Source organism: Phenylobacterium sp. (assembly GCF_024508875.1).
Lineage (GTDB): Bacteria > Pseudomonadota > Alphaproteobacteria > Caulobacterales > Caulobacteraceae > Phenylobacterium.
The window spans coordinates 16,867-38,070 of sequence record NZ_JANINU010000092.1 but is presented as its reverse complement, the minus strand read 5'-3'; the positions used below and the strand labels follow the sequence as shown (position 1 = coordinate 38,070).

At 65.4% G+C, this 21,204-nt stretch carries 17 protein-coding genes; 14 read left to right on the top strand and 3 right to left on the bottom strand.

Annotation, left to right across the window (positions count from 1 at the left end; translation table 11 throughout):
- The 5 genes from Q0L11_RS08350 (at position 1) to Q0L11_RS08330 (ending at position 5,057) form a co-directional block, all read left to right on the top strand.
- Complete coding sequence (locus tag Q0L11_RS08350; protein ID WP_296596632.1) at positions 1-1,200, top strand: integrase arm-type DNA-binding domain-containing protein; 1,200 nt, start codon at positions 1-3, stop codon at positions 1,198-1,200.
- On the top strand, positions 1,197-2,024 hold the full coding sequence (locus tag Q0L11_RS08345; RefSeq protein WP_296596631.1) for a hypothetical protein: 828 nt from the start codon (positions 1,197-1,199) through the stop codon (positions 2,022-2,024). Before Q0L11_RS08350 ends, Q0L11_RS08345 begins: the two co-directional genes overlap by 4 nt.
- 52 nt (positions 2,025-2,076) lie before the next feature.
- Positions 2,077-2,268, top strand: coding sequence for a helix-turn-helix domain-containing protein (locus tag Q0L11_RS08340; protein ID WP_296596630.1), 192 nt, complete (start codon positions 2,077-2,079; stop codon positions 2,266-2,268).
- Positions 2,269-2,278: 10 nt separating this feature from the next.
- On the top strand, positions 2,279-4,570 hold the full coding sequence (locus Q0L11_RS08335) for a VapE domain-containing protein (RefSeq protein WP_296596628.1): 2,292 nt from the start codon (positions 2,279-2,281) through the stop codon (positions 4,568-4,570).
- A 247-nt stretch (positions 4,571-4,817) separates the two neighbouring features.
- Positions 4,818-5,057, top strand: a complete 240-nt coding sequence (locus Q0L11_RS08330) for a hypothetical protein (protein WP_296596627.1) — start codon at positions 4,818-4,820, stop codon at positions 5,055-5,057.
- A 243-nt stretch (positions 5,058-5,300) separates the two neighbouring features.
- Here Q0L11_RS08330 and Q0L11_RS08325 read toward each other — a convergent pair whose 3' ends face one another.
- Positions 5,301-5,507 (bottom strand): helix-turn-helix transcriptional regulator, encoded by a 207-nt coding sequence (locus Q0L11_RS08325; RefSeq protein ID WP_296596625.1) that lies wholly within the window; start codon positions 5,505-5,507, stop codon positions 5,301-5,303.
- Between the two features lie 142 nt (positions 5,508-5,649).
- Between Q0L11_RS08325 and Q0L11_RS08320 the strand changes: the two genes are divergently transcribed.
- From Q0L11_RS08320 to Q0L11_RS08300, 5 genes are all read left to right on the top strand, one after another.
- Positions 5,650-6,366 (top strand): hypothetical protein, encoded by a 717-nt coding sequence (locus Q0L11_RS08320; protein WP_296596624.1) that lies wholly within the window; start codon positions 5,650-5,652, stop codon positions 6,364-6,366.
- Between the two features lie 213 nt (positions 6,367-6,579).
- Positions 6,580-7,320: a hypothetical protein gene (locus Q0L11_RS08315; protein WP_296596623.1), complete on the top strand. Its 741-nt coding sequence runs from the start codon at positions 6,580-6,582 to the stop codon at positions 7,318-7,320.
- 23 nt (positions 7,321-7,343) lie between these two features.
- Positions 7,344-8,537 carry a hypothetical protein gene (locus tag Q0L11_RS08310; protein ID WP_296596620.1) on the top strand — a complete coding sequence of 398 codons (1,194 nt, stop codon included), beginning with the start codon at positions 7,344-7,346 and terminating at the stop codon, positions 8,535-8,537.
- A 201-nt stretch (positions 8,538-8,738) separates the two neighbouring features.
- The gene (locus Q0L11_RS08305) at positions 8,739-9,788 is read left to right on the top strand and encodes a hypothetical protein (protein WP_296596618.1); all 1,050 of its coding nucleotides are present in this window, start codon (positions 8,739-8,741) and stop codon (positions 9,786-9,788) included.
- Positions 9,789-9,917: 129 nt separating this feature from the next.
- Positions 9,918-10,709, top strand: coding sequence for a hypothetical protein (locus tag Q0L11_RS08300; RefSeq protein ID WP_296596617.1), 792 nt, complete (start codon positions 9,918-9,920; stop codon positions 10,707-10,709).
- 705 nt (positions 10,710-11,414) lie between these two features.
- Here Q0L11_RS08300 and Q0L11_RS08295 read toward each other — a convergent pair.
- Both Q0L11_RS08295 and Q0L11_RS08290 read right to left on the bottom strand, forming a co-directional pair.
- Positions 11,415-12,674 (bottom strand): hypothetical protein, encoded by a 1,260-nt coding sequence (locus Q0L11_RS08295; protein ID WP_296596616.1) that lies wholly within the window; start codon positions 12,672-12,674, stop codon positions 11,415-11,417.
- A gap of 110 nt (positions 12,675-12,784) precedes the next feature.
- On the bottom strand, positions 12,785-14,293 hold the full coding sequence (locus Q0L11_RS08290) for a TM0106 family RecB-like putative nuclease (RefSeq protein WP_296596615.1): 1,509 nt from the start codon (positions 14,291-14,293) through the stop codon (positions 12,785-12,787).
- A 99-nt stretch (positions 14,294-14,392) separates the two neighbouring features.
- Between Q0L11_RS08290 and Q0L11_RS08285 the strand changes: the two genes are divergently transcribed.
- The 4 genes from Q0L11_RS08285 to Q0L11_RS08270 all read left to right on the top strand — a co-directional run bounded on the left by Q0L11_RS08285 (position 14,393) and on the right by Q0L11_RS08270 (position 21,155).
- Positions 14,393-16,690 carry an AAA family ATPase gene (locus Q0L11_RS08285; protein WP_296596613.1) on the top strand — a complete coding sequence of 766 codons (2,298 nt, stop codon included), beginning with the start codon at positions 14,393-14,395 and terminating at the stop codon, positions 16,688-16,690.
- Positions 16,690-17,685: an HNH endonuclease gene (locus tag Q0L11_RS08280; RefSeq protein WP_296596612.1), complete on the top strand. Its 996-nt coding sequence runs from the start codon at positions 16,690-16,692 to the stop codon at positions 17,683-17,685. Before Q0L11_RS08285 ends, Q0L11_RS08280 begins: the two co-directional genes overlap by 1 nt.
- Positions 17,686-18,024: 339 nt before the next feature.
- Positions 18,025-19,365 (top strand): hypothetical protein, encoded by a 1,341-nt coding sequence (locus Q0L11_RS08275; RefSeq protein ID WP_296596610.1) that lies wholly within the window; start codon positions 18,025-18,027, stop codon positions 19,363-19,365.
- A gap of 41 nt (positions 19,366-19,406) precedes the next feature.
- Positions 19,407-21,155: a patatin-like phospholipase family protein gene (locus Q0L11_RS08270; protein WP_296596608.1), complete on the top strand. Its 1,749-nt coding sequence runs from the start codon at positions 19,407-19,409 to the stop codon at positions 21,153-21,155.
- Positions 21,156-21,204 lie beyond the last annotated feature (49 nt).

Genomic DNA, 21,204 nt, shown 5'->3' with positions numbered 1-21,204 from the left:
ATGCCTCTGACGGATGCAAAGCTCAGAACCCTGAAGCCGGCGGCCAAGCCGTACAAACTTAGCGACTCGGAAGGCCTCCATATCCTCGTGACGACCACGGGATCGATGCTTTGGCGCCTCGCCTACCGCTTCGGCGGCAAGCAAAAGCTCCTGGCGCTGGGCTCCTATCCCTTCGTCACATTGGCCGATGCTCGGGAGGCCCGCTTCCAGGCCAAGAAGCTCCTCAAGGATGGCAAGGACCCCGGCCACGAACGAAAGATGGAGAAGCGCCGAAAGCGGGTCGCTGAGGGGCATACGTTTCGGGCGGTCGCGGACGAATGGTTTGAGCTGCGGAAAGACACCTGGGCCAAGTCCTACGCCGATCGGCTGCGTAGCAGGCTGGATGCGGATCTCCTGCCAGAACTTGGGGCGCGGCCGATTGCGTCGATCGAGCCGATCGAAGTCCTGGATGTCATCCGCAAGGTCGAGAAGCGCGACGCCGTGGAGATGGCCAAGCGCATCATGCAGATGGCCAGCGCGATTTTCCGATACGGCGTCGCCACCTCAAGGTGTCCGCGGGATCCGACCTTCGATCTCCGGGGAGCACTGAAGCCGGCCAAGGAGGTCAAGAGCCGCTCAGCGCTGGCGGCGTCGGAGCTTCCCGACTTCCTGCATCGGCTCGATGCATACGAAGGCGATGAGCTGACGCGGCTCGCTTTGGAGTTGGTGCTGCTGACGTTCGTCCGTACCGCAGAGCTCCGGTTCGCTGCGTGGGCGGAATTCGAAGGACTGGATGGCGACGAGCCGCTGTGGCGCATCCCCCCAGAGAGGATGAAGATGCGCCGCGCCCACCTTGTCCCGCTCGCTCCTCAGGCGGTCGCGGTGCTCAAGAAGCTTCGCAAAATCAGCGGACGGTTCGATCAAGTATTCCCTGCCCCGACGCGCTCGAAGGTCATTTCGGAGAACACGATGCTCTATGCGCTCTACCGCATGGGCTACCACGGCAGAGCGACCGTTCATGGCTTCCGCAAGACCGCTTCCACCGTGCTCAACGAGCAGAACTACAACCGTGACTGGATCGAGATGCAGCTCGCTCACGCAGAAGGCTCTGTTCGGTCGATCTACAATGCCGCGGAATGGCTTCCAGGCCGCCGAGACATGATGAAGTGGTGGGCTGATTACCTGGATCGCCGCCGCGCGGAGGCAGCGAGACCTGAGTGACACAGGGTAAGCTACCTCAGCGCGGCTGGATCGCCGGCGGGCTTCGCCTTCGCGTTGTCCTCTTCGAAGCGTGCCTGCGACGCTCAAAGCGCCTGCGGCATAAGCTTACGCCAGAGTTACTCGACACCGCTAAAGACGCGGTGCGGGCCGCACTAGAGCGCTATGGCGAAAAGAGAGTTCGTACCCCCTATGTCACGGCGACGGAACAGCAACGGCGCCTTCGGAAGATCGCAGTTGCCGCACGGCGCTTGGCCGCTTCTCCCAAGAACGCAAAGTGGCGGGAGCGCCTAGTTGCGGCCACCGATCCCCTCTTTCTGCGGGATCCCTCGACGGCTGATTTCGCCAACCACGTTCTCGTCCAGTTTGAGGCCGAGCTAGGCTTGGTGAAGGCGCGCGGGCTCCCCCAATTTGTGCGAACCCTGAAGTCAAGGAGACCGTTGGGGGTAAACGACGTTGGGAGATGCAGAGCGCTTGCTGCCGTAGAGTCCAGGAAGTGGGGGCCTGACTCAAAGCGGCGGTACCTGGCCAAGCAGATTTCCAACGACGCGCCTGTTCGCGATCCGCACGAACCTGACGTTCGCGACCAATATCTGATCGAACTGATCCGAGACTTAGAGAGCGTCTGGTTCGATCTGACAGGCAAGGGCGTCTTGGCTGAAGACCCAGTCGATAAGCGGGTATATTTCGCAGACTGGCTCTCGCTTGTCGTGAGGAAGGCGACGCGAGGGAGGCTGCGCATCCTGCCAGGCACCGTGATCGACGCCGCGGAGGCACTCCGAAAATCGAAAACTAAAGCCGGTGTAGCGATGGTCACGCCTGTGTGAATCACCACTGACGCCCGCCGGATTCCGGGCGGAGCCAATTGGAGATACGCACATGTTTGAAGAGCGTGAGGACCCCTTTCCCAAAGCAGTCCTTTCCGTGGCCGAGTTCTGCCGCACCTGCGCAATCGGCAAGAGCTCATTCTACACCCTCGTCGCGGCGGGCCGCATCCGCATCAAGAAGCTCGGGCGGCGCACCCTCGTGTCCACCGATCAGGTCGCGGCCCTGCTCGAGAGCCTGGACTAAGGCCGCAGAGATGTCGGAGCCCAAGCGCTTTGGGGCGACACCTAAAGTCTGGGCGCATTTCAAGCGCCTGGCGAAGCGCGATCTCCTGCCGGTGGTGAGCAACCCCAACCTCCCGCTGTCGCCGCACTCGAAGATGAAGGGCGTAGGGAAGACGCCCTCGGTGCTGAATCACAAGCGCGAGGTGATCGGGTTCAAGGAGTGGACGGATCACGAGGCGACCGTCCGCAACATCGAGGCCTGGGCCGAGGAGCCCGACTTCGGCATCTGCATCCAGACCCGGCGCGTGCGCGGCTTCGACATCGACGTGGAGGACGCCAACCTAGCCCGCAAGATTAGGCGCGGCTTCCTACAGGAGCTGGGGCGCGACAGCTTGCCCCGCCGTTGGCGGGCCGACAGTGGCAACGAGCTGCTCGCGTTTATCGTCGAGGGGGACCTGGAGAAGCGCTCCTTCGCCGTCAAGGAATGGCGAGAGTGGGACCGGGAGAAGGGTCGGGAGGTCACTAAACGATGGATCGTCGAGTTCCTTGCGGACGGACAACAATTCGTCGCGGTCGGCACCCACCCCAAGGGCGAGAGCTACCAGTGGGACGACGGCCTCCCCTCCGAGTTCCCGGTGATCTCGGCCGCCGACTTCGAGCGGGCCTGGGATGCGGTGGTCGCCGAGTTCGCCCGGGAGGGCCGCGACCGCCGCAGCTCCAGGCGCGATCCGACCCTGCCCGAGGACCTGGACGTTGACGATCCGGTCGCCGAGCACCTGATCGAGACGTGGGACACCTACGGCATCCACAAGGGGATGCTCTACATCGACTGCCCCTGGAAGGAGAACCACTCCAGCGACAACGGCGAGACGGAGACGGCCTGGATGCTGGCCGGGACCGGGAAGTACCGGAACGGTCACTTCGCCTGTCGCCATGCTGGGTGCGCGGAGCACACCGACGCCGACTTCCTCCAGGCGGTCGCGTACAGGCCCGCCAAGGCCGAGAGCTTCGAGGACCTGACCAAGGACGACCTGGCGCTCGCCGCCTACGAGAAGCTCGCTCCTGGGGCCTCGGCTAAGTCGAAGGAGCTGAAGGCCGAGCGCAAGGCGATGGGGTCGCCCCTGCCTGGGTTCGACCGCGACGACAAGGGCCGCATAGAGACGAACCTGAAGAACATCAGGGCGGCGCTGCTGGCGCCGCAAGCCTGCGGTGCAGTGCTGGTCTATGACGAGTTTAGGGGCGATCTGCTCGTTGGGTGGGACGGGGGTTCGCTTCAGCCCTTCGACGACAGCGACGCAGTCGAACTGCGCATCCGGCTGGAGGATCTGGGTTTCAAGGAAAAGATCGGTCGCGAGCTAATGCGCGACGCCCTCACCAAGATCGCCCGTGAGCGTCGCTTCGACAGCGCCAACGAGTGGCTGCGGAGCTTGCCCGACTGGGATGGGGTCGAGCGGATCGAGCGGTTCTGGCCCGATTACATGCAGACCGACGACACGCCCTACACAAGGGCGCTCGGGCTCTACACCTGGACCGCCCAGGCAGCGCGGGTGCTCGATCCAGGCTGCAAGGTCGACATGATTCCAGTGCTTGTCGGGCCAGAGGGCGTTCGCAAGTCGACCGCGGTGCGCCTGCTATCCCCCAGTTCTGAGTACTTCGGCGAATTCAGCTTCCACGAGGATGACAAGGAACTGGCCCGCAAGATGCGGGGGAAGCTGGTCGGTGAGCTGGCCGAGCTGCGCGGGATAACCGCCCGTGACGGCCAGGCCATCCTGGCTTGGATCACGCGCCAGGAAGAGGAGTGGAACCCGAAGTTCAAGGAGGCGAACACCAAGCTAAAGCGTCGCCTTCTCTTCTATGGCACCACCAACGAGCAGGACTTTCTTCAGGCCCACATGGGCCTGCGGCGCTGGCTACCAGTCATGATCAACAGCCCTATCGCCACGGGGGCGATCCAGCGCGATCTCCATCAGCTCTGGGCCGAGGCGCGGGACCGCTACTGGGCCGAGGGCATCGAGCTCGAGGTAGAGCAGCTCGCAAAGGCTGAGCGAGCCAGCTACGAGTACACCGATCCCTGGCACGACCAGATTGCCAAGTGGCTAGACGAGGACGTCCACGGCGACGGTCACCTGACGCCGCGCGCGAGCGGCAAGCTGCGGACTGAAGACGTGCTCGTCGAGTGCTGCGGAATGGAGCGCTCGAAGATCCGGAAGGCCGACCAAATGCGTATCGCGGCGGTCCTATCCGCCTTGGAAATGGTGCGCGTCCAGAAGTGGGTAGGCGGTCGCAATCAGAAGGTCTGGGTCGATGCGAGGCGGGGGTCGTGATGCGCAAGCTATCCACCAAGGCAACCACCTCTAGCCACCTCAAGACTGGCGAAAAGCCTATGGAAAACAGAACTCTATCCACCTCATCCACCTACTCTCCAGAAATAGACTGGGGAGGGGGAATGAAAGAAATATGGCCCAGGGGACAACAATGGGGACTCAGGCGGATAGGCGGATAAGCGGGGGCCAGAAGGGGACCCCTGGCGGGCGCGCCCAGGTGGGCCACCCACACCCGGTGAGACGCTTCGTGGCGTTCAACGAGGAGGGCACCCAGCGGATCGGCGAGTACCATGGGCGGGCCAAGCTCAGCGACGCCCAGGTGGAGCAGATCAGGGACATCTACGAGGCGGGGGTCGAGGGCACTGGCCCGCGCATCGGCTACCGGCTCCTGGCCAGGGAGTTCGGGGTGAGCAAGCGCACGATCCGCGACATCGTGAGCTACACCTCGCGGAACCGGTGGGCGACGCGGTGGAAGCGCGTGCGGTAATCGCGTTTGTTGCAACTCGACCCGGGGCGAAGTTTTGAGACCTGCACGCGCACGCGCACGCGCACGCGCGCGCGAGGATTCACTGAAGAATTTCGCCTGGCGGCGTTGGTTGCGACGAAAGCGCCGCTAGTTTTCAGACAGGTCGCGCGGGCGCGCGCGCGAGCGGGGCTTTCGCGAAACAAGCTGCCGTCGTCGGGAGCTCCAGGTGACGCAGGCGGATCCCAAGCGTGCAGAACCGGCCGACTATTCGCGAAGCAACTCCGATGGGCTCACGTTCAACGCCGCGGCGAGCCGGGCTATCGCTTTCACGCTCGGGTTCCGGGTGCCGCGCTCAAGATCGCTGACGTAGCTGCGCTTCATGTCTGCTTCGAACGCGAGCTGTTCCTGGGACATGCCGGCGCGGTGCCGAGCCTCGCGCACGTTCCGCCCAAGAATCTCCGGCAGTTCCATACGCGGAGTTGGCGAAACCTGACATCTAGATGCTGTCCCCTAATCGTGTCATTTTTCCGGGGTCGGAATGGGCGAAGGCGTCAGCAACATGGCGGATCGGCAAGGTCCTGTTGGAGGGCCATTCCTTTCAGGTGAGGAGGCCGTGGCGGCCCTGTCCAAGCTCCCCGATGAAGCGCTCCAGTCGCTCCTGGACAAATTCGCCGAGATTTCCGCGGCCGCGGCCGCCAACCCCGGGACTGGACCAAAACAGCACGACGAGCATCGGAGGTGGCAATTGCTGAGCGCTGCATTGAAGGAGGGCCGGCCCGGTGCAAGCGCAAGCGTGCGAGGTGAGCTGAACGCGTGGGTGTCCGGCCCCAGCTCGCCCTTCAACCCGCACGGGGCCAAGGCCATCCCTTCTCCGATGCTGACCCGGGGACGTCGCCTTCTGATCGCAGGCTTGGGTTTGTGGACCGTGTTCGTCTTCTACCGGACCAGCAGCAGCCACACCCTCGCCGGCATCTATCTGCAACAGTGGGATGAGGGCGACCTGATTTCCAACTGGCTTGTCCCGCCAGCGATTGCCTTGGGGCTCTACCTAATTGCTCGGTGGGTGGCGGGAGGGGGCGGCGGGCTCCGGATCGGGGGACGGTTTGTAACCTTCAAGCGACCTTCGTCCCTGAGGCCATCAGAGCGGATGCTGCACCTTATCGTCTACCCGCTCCTGCTTGTTCCCCTGGGGATCTATCTCGTTGTGACTGGCATGGCGGACGAGAGCCTCGGCAGGATGCTTTTGGGTGGGCTGGTGGGGTCGTCGCCCTTCTGGGTCCTGCTGAGGCTCCGTGAGGCCAGTCCGAACAACGTCCCGGCCCGGCGGTAGCGCGAACCCCATGTGGGGGCCCAGGCGACCGCTCTGCGTCACCGGCTAAGTCGATAAGGTTGGTAGTTGAGATGGTATCGAGATCCATGTCCAAGGCACATATCCCTATGAATGTGGGTCCCGGCATAGAAACCATCGCCCTTCAGGTGGGTTGTGGCTCGGCGGTGGTCGACCTGGGCCGGAACCCCAGCTGCTGACCGGGAGATCGTCCGGATGTCGACCGACAAGCGCCTGAACGAGGTCCGGAGCCTGCTCTTCGAGTACACGCGGAGCCCCTCGATCCAGCACATCAAGGATCCCTATTCGCTGGACGTCCTGGCGCAGCGGATCATGCGCGCCGTCGATGGGCCCAACACCATGTGGCGACGTTGGACTGGGCCTCGCGAGGATCTCCTGAGGGCCGCGGCGACGTGTTGGATCCCGACCGGGGACCTCCGCGACTTCCTGAACGAGATGGACGGGCCGCCGCTTACCAACACGGACGTGGCCCAGCGCCTGCGCGCCTACCTCGAGGAGGACTATTCGCCCTACCCGAAGGAAGCGCTGAAGGCGGGGTGCTTGGCGCTCTACGAGAAGGAGAAGGCGCTCGGGACGGAGTTGCCGGCCATCGTGGGCGCCATCCAGGAATTCGCGGAAGAGGAGAGCGAACGGCTCCGCATGGAGCAACAGGCGGAGTGGCGTCGGCAGGTCGAGGAGAGCCGGCTCAAGCTGGAGCAGCGCTTCCTGTCAGGTGCGGATTGCAAGTGGACCCCGTTGGGGAAGTCGCCCGACGTCTACTGCCGCACGAACGGGCGGGCCTATCGACTGTCGCCGACCAAGGACAAGCGCTGGAGGCTGCTCCGGATTGCCTCTGTCGAGGACCAGGAGGGCAAGGAGATCGGCGTCTACCAGTACCGGCGCGACGCCAACAAGGCGCTGGCCGAAGCCGCCTTCCAGCCTGAGCCGCGGTGGTAGCGGCAGGGCGGAGGCAGGACCTATTGCGCACGCTGACGCGCCAGGAGCTGTTCGAGGCGGCATGGGATCGACCGCTCACCAAGGTCGCGGCTGAGCTGGGCGTCACGTCCACGGCTCTCCGGAAGACCTGTGACCGCCACCTGATCCCAGTGCCTCGGCGGGGCTACTGGGCTGCGGTCGCCAGCGGCAAGGTCTTCCGCCGTCCCAAGCTCAAGCCGGTCAAGGATGGCCGGCTCGAGCAGATCCTGATCCGCGGCGCGACGCCTGCCATGACCGCGGCCATGGCCATCCGGAAGGCGCGGAAGGCTCCGCCCGCGAAGGACACGCCACAGGATCCTCCGCTCGAAGAAGCAGCGCCCGCCGCGCCTCAGCGCGAGGTGCTCCACGTCGTCGTCCCGACGCGTTTGAAATCGCCTCATCGCCTTATTGCAGCCTGGATCGACGGTGATCGCCGGATGCGAGAGTCCTGGGGGCGCCTGGGTGGGCGCGAGGTCAGTGAGCAAGAGGCCTTCATCAACGGCCGCCGCCAGCTCCTCCTCGACGCGCTCTTCAAGGTCCTCGAGCAACGCGGTCACAAGGTCGAGGCGGATCAATGGCTAAGCTACCAGGGGCAGCTTAGGATCGACCGCCAGGGCCTGGACTTTACGCTCCTGCCCCGCGTCACTTACCGGCGTGAGCCGCTCACGGCCGCGGAGCTGGCCGACCCCACGTACGGGAACGGCCGACGGCGATATCGGCAGATCCGAGAAGAGAACGGGGAGCTCGAGCTGGTCGTGAAGGACACCTTCGGCACGAAGGGAGCCTGGCATGACGATGGCGAACAGTTGCTCGAACTCCGACTTGGCGAGGTGGTCCTGGGGATCGAGGACCTCGGCCAGGCCGCCGCCGCTGTACAAGCGCGACGCAGTGAGGAAGAGCGCGTACGGCGAGAGGCGGAGCACCGTCGAGCTGAGCTTGAAAGTCAGAGGCGGCGTGACGCCAACCAATGGCGACGGCTACGGGAGCTCGCCCAACGGGATGAAGAGGTGCAGCGGGTTCGTCGCTTCATGGTCACGGTGCGAGCGCGCGCCGAAGCCGAGGGCGGGCTCGACGAGGAGATGCTGGCCTGGCTGTCGTGGGCTGACGCATGGATCGCGGCCTGGGATCCGCTGACGAACGGCGCGGGCCAGCTCATGCAGCGGGTCAAGCAGGTCGGCGAGCGTGACTATCGGGACTGACGTGGCGGCTACGGGGTTCGGACCCGGTTTGCGATGGCCGCAACGGCCGCGAGATTCAAACTGTAAAGCGGTGTGAAGATGCCGTCGTGACCGCGCTCGGTTCAGATCGCGACCGTCGGCTAGGGCAGGCAGCGTCGGGGAGGCGAATCAGCTGAGCATCATTGGATGCCTGGGTCTCAGCGAAAGGCGATCCCTCAAGCGGTGCAGTCGGCCGTGCTGGTCGGCAATCGGCATGCGTGCTGCGTCTGCCAGCAGCCTCGTGTGCAGCTGCATCACATCGACGGCAACCCGAACAACAACGACCCCGCGAACATCGCGGCCCTCTGTCTCACTCACCACGACATGGCCTCGATGGTCATCGGCCTTACGAAGAAGCTGCAGCCGGACCAGGTGCGACATTACAAGGCGACGTGGGAAGCCACCTGCGCCCGAGACATCTGGGCTCTGTCGCGAGAGCGCTTCACCTTCCACTACTGCGTCTACAAGAACCCACCGCGCATCCGCGAAGCGCTCATGTCGCTGTCGATGCGTGAGCGGCGGCAGGCCGTCGCGCGGATCAGGGACGCCCTCATCGACGAGCAGGACCCGAAGGATCGTGACGAGATCTGGGGGTACAATCTTGCGCCCGCTACGACTGAGGCGACCCACGTCGCTCTCACGTCGCTCTTTCATGGCGAGGACGCCCCGTCTTACCTGCCCGTCAAACACCCTCACCCCGAGGACCCGTACTATCCGTTCGGGATGTCCACGCAGGAGGCCATGACCACCTTCCACCACTATGACCTCTGGTGTCAGGTAGCATGCCAGGTATTGGCGGCGGCTCGCGGCGCACTTCCGCTGGAAGATGTCTACGACTGCGAGAGCGAGGAAGAGACGGACGGTTACGCTGGTCGGCTCGTCAGTTTCCGTCTCTCAATCCGGGGCGCCGGTATCAAGGTTCCTCGGATGTGGAAGACTCACCCCACCAGCTCAATCCGCGCTCGGGCGAAGCGCGGGGACCGCGTGATCACGGTTAAGATGGCGCTGCGGACCATGTACCTGTTCTCTGACACTGCGGCCATCAACCTCAGGTCAGGGCGGGTGTCCGGTCTCGGCATCTTCTCAGGCGCCACAGAGGGTCAGAGCGGTGGCTTGGAACTCTCAGTCGTACCCCTGCTGATCGGTACTGGCGGTTGGGTCACAGATCCCCAGCACTATCCGAAGGATTTCGCTGTTTCGCGATCGGCAACGACGGAAGAGGGCCGTGAGTAAGTGACGCCTTCGGGGCCGCAGTCAGACCAGGCAATCCGGGGACCTAGTTGACCTGCGCGCTCAGCCGGCTGTTCTAGGTCAGGGCGTGGGGACGACGGGGTGGACGCAGGTCTTCTCGAGTGGGCGAAGGTGATCCTCGCCGCCGTGGGCGGCGGGGCCGTCGTGAAGGTGCTGGACATCTTCTACGTCGAGGCGCGCCGGCGCGACGACAAGACTGCGGCTGCGACGTCGTTCGTCGACGAGCACCTTGATCCTTTGCTCAAGGCGGCCGACGAACTGGTCGGGAAGTTGCTGTCCCTGGGCAAGGAGGACTTCGTCAGCTTCTCACGACTGCCTCGCAATCCCCTGCAAGACCCGGACTTTGCCAGTACCACCTTCTTGGTGGCGCGGTTCTGGGCGCAGATCGAGATCCTGCGGCAGCAGGCGCTCTATGTGTCGATCTCGCAGGACGAGCGGGGACGCCGGCTGCAGATCTTCCTCGACACGCTGGAGGCGCGTCAGGTTCGGCTGATCGATCGTATTTCGCAGCGCGCGGCCGGCGAGACGCTGATCGTCGATGATAGCCCCAGCACCCTGCGCTACGTCGCCTTCATGCGCGCAGCGGCGGATCCTGAGGGCGATGTGGGGCGCTGGCTCGAGCCGTTGACGAGCCTGTTGCGGCGGGCGAACGGCACCGCCAGTCGCCAGCAGTTGCTGCAGTACGCCATCGTGCTGCACGCCATGATCGACACGCTAGATCCCGAGCATTCGGTGACCCGCGACCGGCCCGGCATGGTGGACGGCAAGCTCACGAAGCGGACCTGGCAGCACCTGCGCTACCGCGTCTTCAAGGTCTATCTGACGTTCGTGGAGGCGCCCGAAAAGTACATCGGCCGCCCGAGGCGCCCGGGCGGCCGACGAAAGGGGGAGGCGGCGCGTTGAGACTTTTTGCTCCGCGGGCTTAGCTGTTGTCAGCTTGCCGAAGAGGTTACGTCTGGTGCGTCGCCTTTATATCGTTGCCGTCTCTCGACGACTTACCCGCCTTTTAGCGCGATCGGCCTGAAAAGTCCAGAAATGGCGGGGCCCTCAGCGTCGCGGCGCAGGGCGCGGAGGCGCGCGTCTTACCGGCACCTGGCGCGCGTGGGGGTCGAACAGGGTCTGGCAGCCGGCCCGGGGCGCGGAAGGCGGCGCCGACCGATTCGGGTAGCGGCTCGGTTCCGACTTGAACGTCCTTCGGCCACCAGGAGGCGAACCCTTCGTTCAGGGCCGCCATCGAGCGGCCAGTGGCGGCCACGAGGGTCGCGACGCGGCCTTGCGCAGTGTCGAGTGGCTAGCCGCCCGGTCGGGGTGTCGCGGAGGCTGGCGTAGTAGCGCACCGTGCGGGCGAGGAGGCCTTCCTGCTGGAGGTAGCGGGCGAAGTAGCGCTCGGCAGCATTGGCCGCGCCCGCCCGGTCGCCGGTGGCGGTGGTCACCCCGGAAGTCCGTCACTTCGCCCATGAGTTCGCCGTCGAGGTACCAAACCTGATGGATGATGGCTTCGGCCAACGGGACCAGCGTGGGTCGGCACTTCAGCCAGGACCCGCGGTCGTTGCGATCGCCGACGACCTGACCGTTCACCACCACAGTCTGTACGGGATCCTCGTCGGTCTAGTCGGGCGCCTGGGACGCGAGCGTCGGTTCGCCGGCCGCTGGGAGTTCGGGTGGAAATCGCATCGTGTGCTCTCCGCCTCGGAAGGAGAGATAGTCGCCGCGGAATCCCAGGCCCGCGAGCACGAAGCGGATGAAGAGCTCGCGCAGAAAGATCACATGATCCCAGAGATCGCGCTCGGCGGGCGGGGGCGCGTCGGGATCGTAATAGTAGCCGCGGTGAACTACGCTGTTGCGCGCCTTGATCGCGGCCTCGAGGTCCTGGCGAGTTAAATCCAGCATCGGGACGTCCCAGCGCACGGCGAGGGCCAGGATCTTGTCCAGGAGTGGCCGACGATTGAGATCCGCCATTTTAGCGGGCAGCCCTTCCAGGAAGGCGGCGACGGTCGCCGTCGGCTCAGCGCCATCCGGGGCCAGGCGCCCGCGCGCCGCGGCGCGCATGTCGCTGGCGACCTTGCTGAAGCGCTTGGCGGGCAAGGCGAGGCGGTCCGTGTCCGGCAGGTTGGACTCCACGAGGTTCTCGAGCGCCGTCATGACGTTCAGGAGGCGAGTTTCGTTGTAGGTCGTCGCCATGCAGAACCACTCGAGGGCATGCGGCAGGTTTCGCACTGGGCGTGGCGGATCGAAGAAGGACGCGACCGCCGTGTCGAAGATCGGCTGCAGGCTCATGGGATGAAAGACCTGCGGGTAGGTCCGCGGGTGGGTCGACTGGTCGTAGACGGTGGCGGTCCAGATCTCGTCTCGCCAGAGATGCTCCACAGGCGCTCGGATCATCGCCGAACTGGCGAACCCCATGACAGATCGTAGGTGATCGCAAAGCGCCCGCGCCTGCGTGACCCACGCGTCGGTGTCGGTAGGCGGACGATCGGCGGTGACGCGCAACACGCCTGACAGGGCCCCCGAGGCCTTCAGGGGGTAGGTCCCCGCCATGACCACCTCGCCGAGCGGGCAGTTGGCGCGGACGTCTCGAAACGCCTCGTAGTCGCGCAGGAAGAACTGAAGGATCGGGCGGGGCTCACGCGCTCGCGCCTGCTGAAAGTCCGCCCTTGAGCAGCTGAGCTTGGGCGTAATCGTGCCGCGGGTGGGGGGCGTCCGTTCACCAATCCCACGGACGATGATGAAGTCTGACGCGAAGCTCATCCCGCTGTCGGAAGCGCCTTGCAGCGTGAAGAAGGCGGACTTTCCGCCCTCGCCGCGCCAGAGACGCTTGAGCTCAAAGGTGACCTTTGTCAGGGGGAGAGTGCGCACGCGCAGGCGCACCTCGCCGTCCTTGGCGATGGTGGCGCGGAACCGCACGGGGATCGACCAGTCGCCGTGCGTTAGGCGTCCGCGGAAGGCGACGCCCCGGCGCAGATCGTCTTCCTGATCGTTCATGCTGCTGTGTCAGCTGGCGGGGCCAACTGGCGAATGCCATCGAGCAGGACTCGCGTCGCGCGGCAGTCGTCCTCGTTGTAGTCGACGATGCGCTGTCGGATGGCTGGATCGCGCTCGCGCGTCCATCGATCAAACCATTCGATGGAAGCGGCGCCCGACGGATCGGTGTCGCGCCAGCGGAAGCCCAGGTACTTGGCCAGGGTCTTGATGGAATGGTCGTGCGTTGGCCACTCCGTGGCCCGGGTGACGACGTCGTTGTAGAGGTCAACGGCGCGAGCGGGATCGAAGAGACGCTCGATGTCGTCGGGCGAGCAGACGTCCGGATAGGCCTTCTGGAGCTTGCGATAGAGGGTCCGCTCGTACTTCGAGTAGTACCAAATGACCGCGTCGGGTTCCGCCCTCAGGCAAGCGTAGGCCTGGGCGAAGGCGTCGCGCTCGCCCTTGGGGGAGACCTCATCCGCATAGAAGGCGTGGAACGTCTCGGCGCTATTGTCGCCGCCGCGGCGGACAAGGACGCCGTGGAGGTAGGTGAAGTCCCGGAGGGGATCGACTTCGATGTCGAAGAATAGATCCACGCGCGGCGTCGGCAGGTCGACGGGGACGCGCAGCAAAGGCCTCGCGCTCGGATCGCACAGCAGGCGCGCGCGGAGCTGAAACAGCCGGAGTCGCTCCGCGCCCACGCCCCGAAACACCGTACGGCTCTCGGTTATGAAGGGCGTCAGGTCGGCGCTGGCCAGTGCGGTCAAGTTGGGGATCGTCGCCGAGACCTCGTCGCGAAGCGCGCGGCCCAGCGTTGGGATGAGGGTTAGGTCGCCTGCCGCTTCAAGCTCGCGAGTACAGACACCTCGCCAATGGCAGAGTTTGCACCCGGCGTTGGCGGCCGGTCGCGTCACTGTTCGGCGTGCAACGATGTCACGCGCCTGGGCAAGCAGCTCGAGATAGGCGTCCCAAAGGGTGCTCGGGTTGCGGGCGCCGCGCGGCGCGTCGAGCAGATAGTCGACCTCTTCGCCCCGCACGTCCCAGATGGCGCCGCGTAGGCCGGCCCCAAATCCCAGCGTCTGCAGAACGTCCACATAGAGGGCGAGCTGGACGGCGTAGTGGAGCTTGGGCTTGCCATCGCCCTCGTCGCCGCCGCCTTCTTCCCCACGGCCCGACTTGATGTCGATGGGGAGATAGCCGTCGCCGGTGCGACGGAGCAGATCGGGCACGCCCACCCGGTCTCCCGCCGTGATCCGGCCTCCATAGATGAGCGGCGCTCCCGCCTGCATCGCCTCGAGTGTGCGGGCCTCGCGAACGTCAGGCGCAAGGCCCGAGAGATCGAGGATGTCCGCGCCAGCGTCGGCTAGGACCTCGGCCTCCCAGGCTGCGCCGCGACGCCACAACATCTCGACGAACGCGCTGATCGGTTCGCGCTCTGTCGGGTCGCGGAACATGTCGAGTTCGACCCGCCTCGGACACTGGGCCAGGTCGTAAAGCAGGGAGGCGGTGATCGGCGCCGACGACATGTTCTGACTATAGTCACGCTTCTCGGCGGCGCCGAGGTGCGGCTCTGCAGTTCACAACCTGGGGTCTCCGCGACTACTGTGGCGGCGGGGGGTGTCCACATGCTGAGGTATCACCGATCGACTGTGGCGCCGCCGGGGTACCTACGGGAGCCGGAGGCTCAGTCACGCCGCGCTGCGCTGCTCGAGCTCTTCTCGAATGTCGAGCGTCGCGACCAGACCCGCATCCTTTCGGAACGGGTCCTGACGCATGCGACCGTGCACTCCGCCCTGCTGACGCTCTTCCATGGCAAGTGCGCCTTCTGCGAAGCGAAGGATTCGATCTCGGTCTACCGCTTTCGGCCGCCGGCGGAAGCCCGTCCTGCGCAGAAGCTCGGAACCGAGCACCTCTATTACACCTGGCTCGCCGACGCCTGGGAGAACCTCTTCCCGATCTGCAAGGGCTGCCACCCCGAGGATCCTGACTTCTTCCCGGTTCAGCGAAAGCGCGCTCGGCTCCCGACCTTGCCCGAGCTTCAAGCCTACGTAGACAACAGCACGGGGCATTGGGCGAACTACCCGCCCAGCGAAGCGGCCTTGTTGCTCGATCCCTGCGCTCAGAGCGCCTTCCATAGTCATCTGCACCCGCAGGTGAATGGCCAACTGATCGGTATCAGCCCGCGAGGCGTGGCGACGGTCGACCACTTCAAGCTCAATCGGACGGAGCGCGTTGAGCAGCGGCGCGCCGCCTTCGACGACTACTTGGAGAGGCTACTCCAGCTTTTGGGGCCCCGGTCCGGTGGCCATGAGCCGACACCGGACGAGGTATTCGGGTTCGCAGACCTCGAATTCGGTGGCGCTTGGAGCCTGCTGCTTCGCCGCTTGGCGCGCGCCCTGGTGCGCGATGAAGACGAGACGCCCCCGTCAGTGGCGAAGATTGGCGCCTTCTTTATGCGCTGGCAGGGTCGCCCTTCCGCGCGTGCTGACCTTTCGGCGGCGCTCGAGCGTGTAAAGGAAAATGATCGCGCGGGGCCGCCGCTGCCGACCGAACAACCCGTACCTCGCACCACGACGGCGCGGCTCACCGCGGTCAGCATCTCCAATTTCAAAGGCATTGAGCAGCTGTCGCTGAAGCTGAGCGACCCCAGCACGCCGCAGGATCCGAAGGCGCCCGCGCCGGCTTTGCTGATCATTGGCGAAAACGCGGCCTGCAAGAGCACCATCCTGGAGGCCATCGCGTTGGCGCTGAGTGGTCCGGAGGCGCGCAAAGCCTTGCCCGTCACCGAGGAGCGGCTGCGGCTCGATCCCGCCATGATGGGCGACGATCGGAGCCCGCAAAAGGAGCGCGCGGAGGTCACCCTCGATTTCGACGATGGCGAGGTCCGGCGGCTGGAGATCGACGCGCGCGGAATGCGCGCCAGCGGCCGAGCGGACTTGCCGCCGGTGTTCGGCTACGGCGCGTTCCGCCAGTATCTCAGCACGCGGCGGAACTATCGTCCTGAGAAGTCCATCATTACCCTCTTCCGAACCAACGAACTCCTGTCGAACCCGGAAGCTTGGCTCCTCAGCCTCGAGCCCGATCCGTTCAAGCTGGTCGTGCGGACGCTCCAGAGCATCTTCGCCGTGGACGGAGAGGTAGATGTCCTGCGGGCCCAACGGGACCGCAGCCGATGCGTGGTGGTGCACCAGCTCAAGGCGCCTGACGGCGGGATGATCGAGACAGAGACCCCGCTCTCGCTGGTCTCCTCCGGCTTCCGATCGATCCTGGCGATGGCGTGCGACATCCTGCAGGGCCTGATGGATGATCGGGTCAACCCGAACTTCGACAACTTCACGACGGCCCGCGGCGTGGTCCTGATCGACGAGATCGAAGCGCACCTGCACCCGCGGTGGAAGATGCAGATCATGACGGGACTTCGCGCGGCTCTGCCGCAAGTCACCTTCATCGCCACCACCCATGATCCGCTGTGCCTTCGCGGCATGAACGACGGCGAGGTGCTGGTCCTGCATCGCATCGCCGGCAAGGAGACGCCGAAGACCAAGTTGCCAGTCTTCGTCGAGGAGCTGGTGGGGCTGCCCGTCGTCAGCCGCCTGACGGTGGAGCAGTTGCTGACCTCTGACTTCTTCAGCCTGTTCTCAACGGAATCGCCGGCGGTGGAACAAGAGTTCTCCCAGATCGCGGACCTGTTGGCGCGGAAGCGTCGGAACGAGGATCTCAGCGTCGATCAAGCCAAGGCTCTGCATGACTTTGAGCTGATCGTCGCGCGGGGCCTGCCGATCGGCTCGTCGCCGGTCGAGCGGATCATCCAGGATGCCGTTGCGGAATATCTGGTGGGCCGGCGCAGCCAGTCCGCAGAGAACCTCGGAAAGCTGGAAGCCAAGGCGCGCGGAAAGATCCTCGATGCCCTGAGGACCCTCTGATGCGTCGGGTTCCTCGCGGTCAGGCGCCCGCCCCCAAGGCCCTGAGCGCGCTGAACAAGGGACTAACGGAACTGCAGCGCGCCGAGGCCCACTTCGGTGGGGCGCGGGTGAAGCCCGGTGCGTTCAAGTTCGCGGTCTACAAGGCTGACGAGGTGAAGGCGCGGCTCGATGCCCTCTTTCACGGCAAGTGCGCCTATTGCGAAACGGTCTACGCCTCGACCGCGCCCGTCGACGTGGAACACTTCCGACCAAAGGGGCGCGTCGAAGGGGACAAGACCCATCGCGGCTATTGGTGGCTGGCGATGGCTTGGGAAAACCTGCTGCCCAGCTGCATCGACTGCAATCGCCGCCGCAAGCAGCCGACGCCGAAGGTGTTCAGCCAGAGCCTGCAGCATCTCGATCGCCAGGCGCGCAAATCTTCACCGCTCGGTGTGATCCTCACGGGCAAGAAGGATCTCTTCCCGGTTGGCGGCGTCCGCGCGATGGGACCGAACGGCGACCTCGTCGCGGAGGCGGCGTATCTCCTCGACCCCTGCGTCGACGAGCCTGCGGACCATCTCGTCTTCCACACTGGGCCCCACATTCCGGTGGGCCTAGTCCTGGCAAAGTCCAATGGGGATGAGGCACCCCAACTGCCGGCCGCGCAGTCGAACCCCGAGGAGGTGGCGTTGGTCGCCGCGGCGGCGGGCGCCAGCGTGCGCGGCGCAGTCTCTATTCAGGTGTTCGGCCTCAATCGCTTGGCCCTGATCCAGGAACGCACGCGGCTCCTGCGGCGTCTGGAGTTCCTTGAGATGATGTCAGTGGAGATCGGCCTCATCGTCCAAAAGCTCGAGGGCAAGACCGATCGGGATGTCAAAGCGGCCGTCCAGCGACTCGAGCTGTTGCAGGACCAAATTCTCGGCGAGATGCGCGCTATGGCGGCACCGGAAGCGCCGTACTCGGTGATGGTGGCCACCTGGATCGAGGGCTTCAAAGCCCGCCTTGCCCAGCCTTGAGGAGCGGGCTTTCACGCAAGCCAAGGCCCTAAGGTCGCGTGACCGTGCGTTGAGCGGGCTGGCACGAGCGTCGCAGTGCGATGTCGCGGCATCGGCCGCGGGCCAGGTGCAGCCGCGCTCAAGGGATCTTAGACAGAAGTGGCTGGTCTCACGGCGGTCGCCGACTTTTTCCCCCTGCGCCGCCGGCGCATTCCTCGCGAGCCAAGAACACCGCACGCGTGCGAAGCGCGCCCGCACCGCACCCGTGGTCGGACTTGAGCTCGAACGGCGCGTGCATAGGCGAGCTGTATATGGCTCAGCGACACGCTATAGTTGGCCTTGCGCAGGCCGGGGGCGGTGATGGCGGATCAGAACCTCTTCTTACAGCGCCGGCCGGAGTTCGAGCCGGAGGCGCCGAGGCGCTACTACGCGCTGTTCGACCAGGCGTCTGGCGGTCATCTGTTTTTTGAGGCGGTGTCTGCGGATTTCTTCGACGACCTGCGGCGCAAGCCTGAGGGCGTACGGCAATGGGCCGAGTTCGCGCCAAAAGCGCCGATCTATGTGATCGAGCTGAAGGACGCCGTCGCGCGCAAGTTCGAGCGCTGGGCGGGTTGGACGCCCCGCGCGTTTCGCGGGCGGCCTGAGAAGCTGGAGGACCCGGTCGAGCCGCCGCCGACGTGGTTCGAGTTTTGGCTCCAGCCGGGCGCCGCCGACGCGAACCTCTATTTCAACCTCTATGGCGAAGGCCGTTGGGTGCAGGTCAATGCGCGGCGCGTCTCCGACCCGGTCGCGGCGCAGTTGTCGGCCGCGTTCTCTTTGCATGACTACGAGGCGACCCAGGACGAGATCGAACAGGTCTTGGCGAACCTCACCGGTACGATCGAGTGGGTGGGGGTTTATGACGTCGGCCAAGGCGGCGCCAATGGCCTCTGCGACTCGACGGCGACGCCACTGGCGTATTTTGACCTTGGTGGCGCGGTGCTGGCCAACACCAGCAGCTTCCCGGCCAGCTGGCTGACCGACTTCTGCTATGCGCAAGCGCCCCCGGTGGTCCTCTCTCATTGGGACTGGGACCACTGGTCGTCGGGCAACACCTTCCCGACCGCTCAGACACTGGACTGGATCGTGCCCAACCAATCGCTGGGCGCTGTCCACACGACCTTCGCCAGCGGGCTGGCGTCGGCCAACAAGCTGTGGGTGTGGCCAGCATCCTTGCCGGACGTCAGGGTGGGCAAGGTCACGATCCGCAAGTGCACCGGCTCGGGGCGCAACCACTCAGGCCTGGCGCTGGAGGTGGTCGGACCGCAAGGCCAGGAGCCCATTCTGCTGACTGGGGATGCGCGTTACACCGCGGTGCCGGGCGCGACTGGGCGGGACTACACGTCCGTTGTCGCGCCCCACCACGGCGCGGACATGAAGAGCAGCGCGGTGCCGACGGGCTTGCAGCTGCCGGGCGCGCGCACAGCTTATTCCTTCGGCCAGAACAACACCTTCCAACATCCTCGCCCGGTCACGCAGAAGAACCATCACAGCCAGGGCTGGCCCCATAAGAGCCAGGGGGCCCGGACGGGCCTCGAGATCGAGACGGTCGCGCTGCGGCCCGGCCTCGGCCACATCGGCCTCGGATGGGTGGCGCAGCCGAGGCTGCCGCAACACAGCTGCGGCGCCGCGTCGTGCGCGGTGGATTTGAAACAGACCTGAGGGTGCAAGACGCGGCCGTGCGCGGCGAATAGGGGGACGCTATGGCGGCAGAGTTGAAGGAGTGCGATCTCGTCATGAAAGGCGGGATCACCTCCGGCGTGGTCTATCCCTATGCCATTCTCGAGCTCGCCGGCAGCTATCGCTTCCGCTCCATCGGCGGGGCCTCGGCCGGCGCGATCGCAGCGGCGTTTGCGGCGGCGGGCGAGTACGCGCGGCAGACGGGCGACAAGGACGCCTTCGTGCGCTTCGAGGATCGCATCAACGATCTGCCGCAAAAGCTCGCGAGCCTCTTCCAACCTGACCCGCCATTCGAGCTGGTGATGAAGGCCGCGTTGGCGGCGACCGGCGACAAAACGGGACGGAGGGGGCGAGTGCTTCGCGCTCTGGGGCTTCCGCTGCGCGTCGGGGCGGGCGTCGGCGTCTTTGCTTTCTTCCTGCTGACCGCGCTGCCGCTCGCCTTCGCCTGGAGCTGGGGCGCGGGGCTAATTTGGCTGGTTGGCGCGCTGCTCGCCGCGTCCATCGGCGCTGTGGTGGTGCTGGGCCGTCACCTCGCCAAGGTGATCATTCACGATCTCCCGGCGCATGATTTCGGCCTGTGCAGCGGGATGCGCCCGGACGGCTCAACGCAAGAGGCCCTGACCGAATGGATCTACGACTCGTTGCAGATCATCGCCTTCGGCCCCGCTGGGCGCACGCAGCCGTTGACCTTCCGCGACCTGGCGGAAGTCGGCTTGATGCCTGACGCGATCAAGCGGGGCGAGAAGGCCATTCAGCTCGAGATGATGGTGACAAACCTATCGTTGGGACGACCGCACGCCGTCCCCCATTTTGGTTTGAAGCTGCTGTTCTCGCCGAAGGAGTGGGCCAAGCTCTTCCCGGATGCGGTGTTGGGCTGGTTGCTCGACGACGCGCGCTGCCCCGCGCTGCCGAACCCACCGCCGGAAACACCAGACCTGCGACAAGCGCCGCCAGATCTTGATCTGCCCGTCGTGGTGGGCGTGCGGATGAGCTTGAGCTTCCCGATCCTGATTCGGGCGGTCCCGATGCACATGGCCGACGTGGGAGCCGCGGCGCGCAATGAGCTGCCGCCCAAGACGAAGCCGCCTATTCGCCGCATCCTCTTTTCGGATGGTGGCATCACCAGCAACTTCCCGGTGCACTTCTTCGACCGCCTGTTCCCGGAGCGGCCGACCTTTGCGCTCAGCCTGGACGCCCTTCATAGCCCCACAGCGCCTCTCATCAGCATGCCGCAAGCCCCCGCGGATGGTGCCTTCTCGCCGATCCGCAGCTTCGAGGGGGTAGGCGGCTTTGTCGGCGCGATCCTTGGCGCGGCGAAGGATTGGCAGGACGAGATGATGAGCGTGATGCCCGGTCAACGCCAACGCGTGGTGCGGATCCGGCTCGACAAGGATGAGGGTGGCCTGAACCTCAACATGCCGGTTGAGCTGTCCGAGGAGCTCATGGCGCGGGGCGGCGAGGCCGGACGTGAGATCTGCACGTCCTTCAACTTCGATGAGCACCGCTATCGGCGGACCGTGGTCGCCTACGAGCACCTGGCCGACCTGGTGCGCGACTTCGCCGCCGCTTGGCCCCAGTACAGCAAGTGGTATCGACACTACTCTCCAGGGGCAAAGTCGTACGACGACATGATCCCGCGGGACGCGCGGGTGAAGATCGCAGATCATCTCGACGCTCTGGTGGCGGCCGAGAAGGCGTTCACGCCGGCCCAGAGGCGCTCGGTGAAGTTCCCGCGGCCAAAGGGGCGCTTGCGGATCGTACCCGATCTCTAGGCCCGGTCGCGCTCGCGACGGGCTTTGGGTTCGGGGGTCACGCTGCCGC